This window comes from bacterium, from assembly GCA_021158245.1.
In the GTDB taxonomy this organism is placed as follows: domain Bacteria; phylum Zhuqueibacterota; class QNDG01; order QNDG01; family QNDG01; genus QNDG01.
The window spans coordinates 1-4076 of record JAGGVB010000187.1; the positions used below are offsets into that span (position 1 = coordinate 1).

General features: G+C 41.1%; 5 protein-coding genes. All 5 read right to left on the reverse strand.

Features of this window, described 5'->3' with window-relative positions; all coding sequences use genetic code 11:
• Window positions 1-643, reverse strand: a 643-nt coding sequence (locus tag J7K93_10995; GenBank protein MCD6117533.1) for an NAD(P)/FAD-dependent oxidoreductase, incomplete at its 3' end; no start/stop codon positions are given.
• Complete coding sequence (locus J7K93_11000) at window positions 636-836, reverse strand: 4Fe-4S binding protein (GenBank protein MCD6117534.1); 201 nt, start codon at window positions 834-836, stop codon at window positions 636-638. The genes J7K93_10995 and J7K93_11000, both read right to left, overlap by 8 nt.
• Window positions 826-1755 (reverse strand): UbiA family prenyltransferase, encoded by a 930-nt coding sequence (locus J7K93_11005; protein MCD6117535.1) that lies wholly within the window; start codon window positions 1753-1755, stop codon window positions 826-828. The genes J7K93_11000 and J7K93_11005 overlap by 11 nt, the downstream gene beginning before the upstream one ends.
• 17 nt (window positions 1756-1772) lie before the next feature.
• Window positions 1773-3164 carry an amidophosphoribosyltransferase gene (locus J7K93_11010; GenBank protein MCD6117536.1) on the reverse strand — a complete coding sequence of 464 codons (1392 nt, stop codon included), beginning with the start codon at window positions 3162-3164 and terminating at the stop codon, window positions 1773-1775.
• 21 nt (window positions 3165-3185) lie between these two features.
• A partial coding sequence (locus J7K93_11015) for a histidinol-phosphatase (protein ID MCD6117537.1) occupies window positions 3186-4076 on the reverse strand: 891 nt, incomplete at its 5' end.

Sequence of the window (4076 nt, forward strand, 5' to 3'; positions counted from 1 at the left end):
CACCATTTCCTTTTGGAAAAACCCAGGCATAGCCTCCGGGTGCTAATTCCCTGCCTACAAAAAACCGGACAATATTCGGATCGATTTTAATGTTTGTCATTGTATATTGAAAGCATGATTCTATACCTGACAGTTCCAGCGCAGTATCAATTCCCGCCCACCTTCCTACTCTTGATTCCACTCCGTCTGCACCTATGACAAATTTTGAAAGGATTTCTATCTCTTCACCTTTTCTTGAAGCAGAAAGCAGAAACGGCCCGTTTTTCTCACGTTTAATTCTGTGTACAAAGGTCTCCGTCCAAACCTCTGCTCCAGCTTCAGATGCCATTACAGCAAGGTCAAAATCAAAAACCTTTCTGTTCAGTATATAGCCTTTCTCCGCATCTGCTGCCTGAACCCCGTGCCCGTCAGGAGAAATTAATTCAGAGCCTGTTATCTTCTGAGAAATCCAATGCTCGTCGATTTCCACAAGCTCTGCAAGCTCGTTCTCATAAACGCCTTCCGCGCACCTTACAGGCATGCCGATGTCTCTATCCTTTTCAGCAAGAAGGACAGACAGGCCTGAGGAAGCTGCTTTTTGTGCAGCCCTTGATCCTGCCGGACCCGCTCCCACAACTACTATGTCAAAATTATACTTAATCATTTCCGCTCACCACTTCCGGCACAGCAACAGGGCAGACAGCAGCACAAAGGCCGCATCCAGTACACTTTAAATCATCAACTGTAATAGTATATTCGTACAGAATAATGGCATCCTCTGGGCAGACTCCTACGCAAGTACCGCATAAGTCGCACTTGTCAGGATTAATTATAATTTTTCTCCTGTTATCTGCCATTGTTTGCTTTTAAATTCGGGTAATTAAAATTAAACCGTTTTTTATAATACCATTTTGTAATAATAAATGATACAAAAACCGCTGCAAGTAAAAACGGATAAAAAATACACACACCTGCAAGAAGAGCTACTACGGAAAATTTAATCGCCATTACAGCGCTCCTGAGTCCGGGTTTAACAGCGCTGTATAAAAACAGCGGCAAAACAACTAAACCTGCAAAAAATAAAATCCAGTCTGAAAATACAAATGCCAGGATAACACTTAATATTTCAATAAAAGCTGCGGCTCTTATACACGCTGATATTCCGTATTTTACTGAGAATGTCATCTTATCTGCAGCCCTGTCCCCCTTCATATCAGGAAGTGTAGTATTAAGATAAACCGCAGCTCCTGCAAGCGCATAGGGAATCACCTGTACAGGAACAATTCCTGTGCCCCCTCCTGTTATCCACCCTGCAGAATAAATAAAAAGGCCGGATAAACTATTTGTCACCATTCCCATAATCGGCCTGTCTTTCCATCTTAAAGGAGGAAAGTTATAAGCCCATCCTGAAAGTACAAAGAGAACAATAAATATCGCAAATATTTTAAAAGAAACAAAAACAATGACAGACAGCCCGGCAAAACTAAGCAAAATTGTTTCCGCAAACGCCTGTTTCTCAGTAACTATATCATTTGCAATAAGAAACAATTTGTTGTTAATCCTGTCGGTTACCTTATCTCTTACCTGGTTAAGGATAAAAACAGCGCCTATAACAAGAGTAAGGGAAATGATAACAATTAAAGAATTATATGTCTCCCCTGAATTACCATATCTCTCCGCTGCCCACAATCCTGCAAGAAAAAATGTCCAAATGGGATAGAACAGCATGGGACGCAAGACAAATAGAAAATCTAAAAACTCTACGCCTTTTTTCATATACCCTCCCTGATGATTTACTCGTACTGATTCTTCTCAAAATCCATTTCCACATCAACAGGGTATGTTCCGTCAAAACAACCTGTACAGTAACCTCTCCCCTCTTTTGGTACAGAACTAATCAGCCCTTCAAGGGACAGATATCCCAAACTGTCCACTCCAAGATGCTGCTTAATCTCTTTAACACTCAGATTTGTTGCAATTAACTCTTCTCTTGTAGGAAAATCCATTCCGAAATAACATGGAAACCTTATAGGCGGCGAACTGACACGAATATGCACCTCCTTTGCACCGGCCTTTCTTACCTGCTGTGCCAACATCTTTAAAGTTGTACCGCGGACAATGGAATCCTCAACAATTACAACCCTTTTATTTTTCAATACCCCCCCTACTGTATTAAATTTAACCTTAACATTAAAATTACGTATGGACTGCTGCGGCTGGATAAATGTCCTTCCAATATAATGATTTCTGATAAGCCCTATCTCAAATGGTATACCGGAAGCATTTGCATATCCCAGAGCAGCAGTATTACTTGAATCCGGTACTGAAATTACAATATCAGCATCAGCAGGGTGTTCTTCGGCAAGCCTCCTGCCGAGCTTTCTTCTTGTTTTGTCAACATACTCCCCGAATACTCTGCTGTCAGGCCTGGAAAAATATATAAATTCAAAAATACAGTGCGATGACTTCTGCTTCTCTGCAAAATATTCTGAACTAATCCCCTTTTCATCAATAATGACCAACTCACCCGGGTGCACATCTCTGATATACTCCGCACCTATTAAATCCATTGCACACGTTTCAGATGCAACAACATAACCTTCATCAAGCTTTCCGAATGCCAGCGGGCGGAATCCATTGGGATCCCTTGCAGCTATCACTTTTCCTTCAATAAGTATGACAAGAGAAAAAGCACCTCTTATTCTCGATAAAGCATCTTTTATCTGGTCAAGAATAGTCTCCTTTTTTGAATGTGCAATAAGATGCAGAATCAGCTCACTATCTGTTGAAGTCTGGAAAATAGCCCCGTTTCCCTGAAGATATGACCGAAGCTCTCTGGAATTTACAAGATTGCCATTATGGCCCAAAGCTACAAAACCTGACTTTGTAGTAACGAGAAGAGGCTGAACATTCTCTTTTTTATCCGTACCTGTTGTGGAATATCTGTTATGTCCGATTGCCATTCTTCCCTTAAGGCTGGCAATTGTATTGGGAGAAGCAAAAACATCATTTACAAGCCCTTGCCCGACATGCCTGTACAATCTACCGTTTTCGCATGATACAACCCCTGCGCCCTCCTGCCCTCTGTGCTGCAAAGCGTAAAGCCCGAGATAAGCCATTTCCGCTGCCTCAGGATGGCCCGCAATACCTATAATCCCGCAATACTCTTTTATCTCTTTCATTATATGGCTTTCCCTCTCACCCGTTTATTCTTCTATAGTAATAGGATTGGAATAAATCCAGCCTCTGTGCTTTCTGAATATTTCCACTCTGTAAACTCCGGGGCTCTCAGCATCAAATTGCATATCTCTTCCCCTTGTTCTGGCTACTATATTCCCGTTATGAATAAGCCGAATACTTCCTTTAAGAGGTGCATGAATACAAAAAGAAACATTCTGTTTTTTAATCCTGCTGCCCATAGGGAAAATTTTCTGTGTTGACCTTGCGAAAAAATCAAATCCCTTTGCATCTCCCACTGAATAGTTGCCAATAAACATGCGTCCGTTTTCAATGGAATCAAAAATTAACTCTTCTGCATGTTTGAAATTTTTCGACTTAATGCTTTTATCGAGAGGCTGCTTTAAAAGAAGATGGGTGCGTATTGATTTAAACTGAACTTTATAGGGATAAATTTCAAGAGTTATGAATCCTAAAAATTTCTTTTTAAATGCATGAGCATCAATACCTCCTGTACCGACAATCCTCTTCTTTAAATTATATTCATCCCATCTTGCCAATGTTTCCTTTACCGGAAAGTGAATGGAACGCAAGGGATGCAGCAGCCTGTACAAAAAATTCAGCCTGCTTATTCCTTCCATCCATTCCGAAAGCTGATTCCATATCTCAATTCCGTCAAACCCGTCAACATTCCAGTCTGTCCAGGGATAGGGAGGATATTTTTCAGAATAGCTTCGCTTTTCTGCTGGATGAGCAATAATCCCGAATCCGCCTGCTTCCTTAACCAATCTTACATACTCCTCTGCATGCAGCCCTTCGGGGATCTCTTTGTCTATTTTAAAAGCAAGATAATGATTTTTATCATCAGGGTCATTAAGTTCGCATCCGATAACAACTACGACATTCCCGTAAATACCTTC